4 protein-coding genes are annotated in these 2,862 nt (G+C 43.4%); 2 read left to right on the forward strand and 2 right to left on the reverse strand.

Going from position 1 to position 2,862, the window contains the following annotated elements; translation table 11 throughout:
• Positions 1-417 (forward strand): serine hydrolase (locus VN379_RS17700; protein WP_325536231.1); only part of this gene is annotated, 417 nt, incomplete at its 5' end.
• A gap of 134 nt (positions 418-551) precedes the next feature.
• A complete protein-coding gene (locus VN379_RS17705) occupies positions 552-968 on the forward strand; it encodes an EamA family transporter (protein ID WP_325536233.1) in 417 nt (138 codons plus the stop codon).
• A 62-nt stretch (positions 969-1,030) separates the two neighbouring features.
• On the opposite strand, the gene VN379_RS17710 is transcribed toward VN379_RS17705, so the two are convergent.
• Both VN379_RS17710 and VN379_RS17715 read right to left on the reverse strand, forming a co-directional pair.
• The gene (locus VN379_RS17710) at positions 1,031-2,431 is read right to left on the reverse strand and encodes a DASS family sodium-coupled anion symporter (protein ID WP_325536235.1); all 1,401 of its coding nucleotides are present in this window, start codon (positions 2,429-2,431) and stop codon (positions 1,031-1,033) included.
• Between the two features lie 258 nt (positions 2,432-2,689).
• The coding region (locus VN379_RS17715) for a 2-oxoacid:acceptor oxidoreductase family protein (protein WP_414715014.1) at positions 2,690-2,862 on the reverse strand (173 nt) is incomplete at its 5' end.

Consider the following 2,862-nt stretch of genomic DNA (forward strand, 5'->3'; position numbering starts at 1 on the left):
CCTGACTCCCTTACGCGGGTATTAACTGATCTTAAGCTTATTCACACAAGGATTCACAGCCGTGAAGCATTTAACAAATACAATTATCACAGCGTCACAACACCTGCTGAAATGGCCTTTGTCTTTGAAACGATCTATAATGAAGCCTATCTTGGCAAAGAGTTCTCATCGATCTTAAAAGAAGAATTGTCCAAAACAATTTTTCAGGAAGAAATCCCCCGCTTCATGCATAACAGCAAGGTATTCCACAAAGTAGGTGAACTCCCTGGGGTACAATGCGATGTGGGCCTAGTCGATGATGGGCGTGATCAGATACTGATTAGTGCTTATACAACAACCCGCAGAGTACCCCCATATGCAAGCAATTTTATTGCCAATGTCTCTGCCAAAGCCTATAACCTTCTTCGCACCAAGTAACTTAAAACAACCACGCTAAGCGCTACTAAAGTTGTAGCGCTTTTTTACGTACTATTTAAGTACAACTTATTTTTAAACAGTTCTTAGCATACTTATTTTACAACAGGGCTGTATGAAATGAGGTAGGGATAACGATGTTTCTAATTTATGCTCTGGCCGGGGTTTTCTGCCTGGGATTAGCACCGCTATTTGGAAAAGCAGTCCTAAACAGCGTAAACCCAGTAACGGCTTTTGTCTTGCGTACTATGATTGCTGCTATTATTATCGCAGCATGGTTCCTCAGTGCCAGAGGCTTTAATGAATTGCTGACAGTGCCCCCCTCGCTTTGGATTATTATTACAATTGAGGCTGTCCTAGCGGCACTGCTGGGCGATTTAGCCTATTTTTATGCCTTGAAAGACGGCAATATTAATGAAGTGTCACTTATTATGTCTTGTGCGCCATTGGTCACCATCAGTTTAAGCTATTTTTTGTTAAATGAGATGATTACCAGCAGCCAAATCATTGGTGCTGTTTTCATAACTATTGGTTTAATCTTCATTAGTCTGTAAAAAAGGCTGTTATTTCCATTACTTTCGTGGAAATAACAGCCTTTACATTTTCATTTTTTAAACTATGCTACACCGATCCATTTCCAATAAGTTAATACCATAATACTCATAAATATTGCTGCTAGAATGCTCATTACCGCACCGGTCTTAATAATCTCTCCAGAGGTTACATGACCTGTTCCAATTGCGATAGCATTTGGCATATTGCTTACCGGGAGAAGATATTGGTGCTGCATATTCATTCCTAAAATTAGTGCAAAGGGCAGTGGGTCGACGCCAATAGCAACAGCATGGGCAATAATGATCGGGGTTAGCGCAGTCGTTTTCGGGCCTCCCCCTGTGAAGAATATCTGAAGCGCTGTTACTAGCCAGATAAGAGTAATCATTTGAGTTGCGTGGGGGATTGCACTAATTGGACCTAGCATAGTGCCGGCCAGCCATTTAGCCGCTCCTGAAGTTACCAGCGCGGTCCCCATGGATAAGCCGGCGCCATATAAGACAAAGATATTCCAGGGGACTTTCTGCTGTGCTTCTTTCCAAGACATAACACCAGATCCAGGCCACAATAATAGAACGGCAGCTACCATCCCGACCAAAACAACGTTAACCTTATGCAGAGAGTCTGTCGCCCATAAAGCCAGTGTTAATAAAAAAATAAACGTAGTATATACCTCTTGTCGAGTGAATTTGCCAAGTGAGTCTAGCTCCTTACGAACATAGTCCTGTCCCTCTCCCAGTGTCTTAATCTCGGGATCCCACATTTTCTGTAATATAAATACTGATATTGCCGCAAGCAGAAAAGCGGGAGGACCACCGATCTGGAACCAAGCCGACCAGGAAATTGTGTTTTTAGTGGCTACTTCAATTAAGCCGACAGTAATTGGGTTGCCAACATGAGCAGTAAGGATACCAATGCTCATCATTGTGCCGCTCATAGCTACAATAAATAACAAGGCCTTCACAATGTTACTTTGTCCCTGTTTGGCACCGAAAGCCTGGCCAATACCAACAATGATAGGCAGCATTAATAGCGTTCTGGCTGTTATAGAAGGCACTAAAAAACTTGTTACCAACATGACAAGGGCAACGGCCCAATACACTTTTATTGCTGAGCCCTTAGCTGAATTTACCAGTAGCAAAGCAATTCTTTTTGATAACCCGGATTTCTCCATACACCCGGCCATAATAAATCCGATAACAATTAGCCAGACGGCGGTATTTGAGTAACCACTGAAGGCATCTCCCAGTTTGGCAGCACCCAGGGCCGCAAGTAGAAATACGATGACAAGACCGCTAATGGCATCATCCAACGCCTGCGAAACCCAGACAATAATTGCGAAAATAGCTACGGCAATCGACTTTTTTCCGGCTAAAGTTAGGCCTTTAACATCTGGTGTCAGCCAGATAACCCCAAACAGGCAGGCGCAGGCTACCAAAAGATACACCCATTTCTGTTTACTCATATTCCCCTCCAAATTGATTAAATATTTCGAATTCATCTCAATTCTAAATATTTATACCTAGCGGAGCTATTCTATCTCGACCAACAACGTAAAATCGATTACCAGCGGATAATAACAGGGACAAAAAAACCGCCCTGCAAGAGGCGGCCTACCCCAAATCAAAAAGCGTCCCTGATAATGTTGCACAGCTAATTTGAATACCATGACCATCCAGAATATAACAACCTCTGACGGACGAGCCAGAGGTTGTTATTGGGGTTATACTGCCTGGTAGCCTACTTGCAGAGCCAACTTGTTCATTTCCTCAGTGCCTTTGGGCACACGGGCCAGAACAGCTTTTTCTAAGGCATCCAGGCTAACAGCACCTGTAAGCTTAGCAATGGTTCCCAGAGCTACGATGTTAGCGAACAATTCCCGCCCGCATTTCTCTT

Origin of the sequence: Sporomusa sp., from assembly GCF_035561255.1 — a bacterium.
Taxonomy (GTDB): domain Bacteria; phylum Bacillota; class Negativicutes; order Sporomusales; family Sporomusaceae; genus Sporomusa.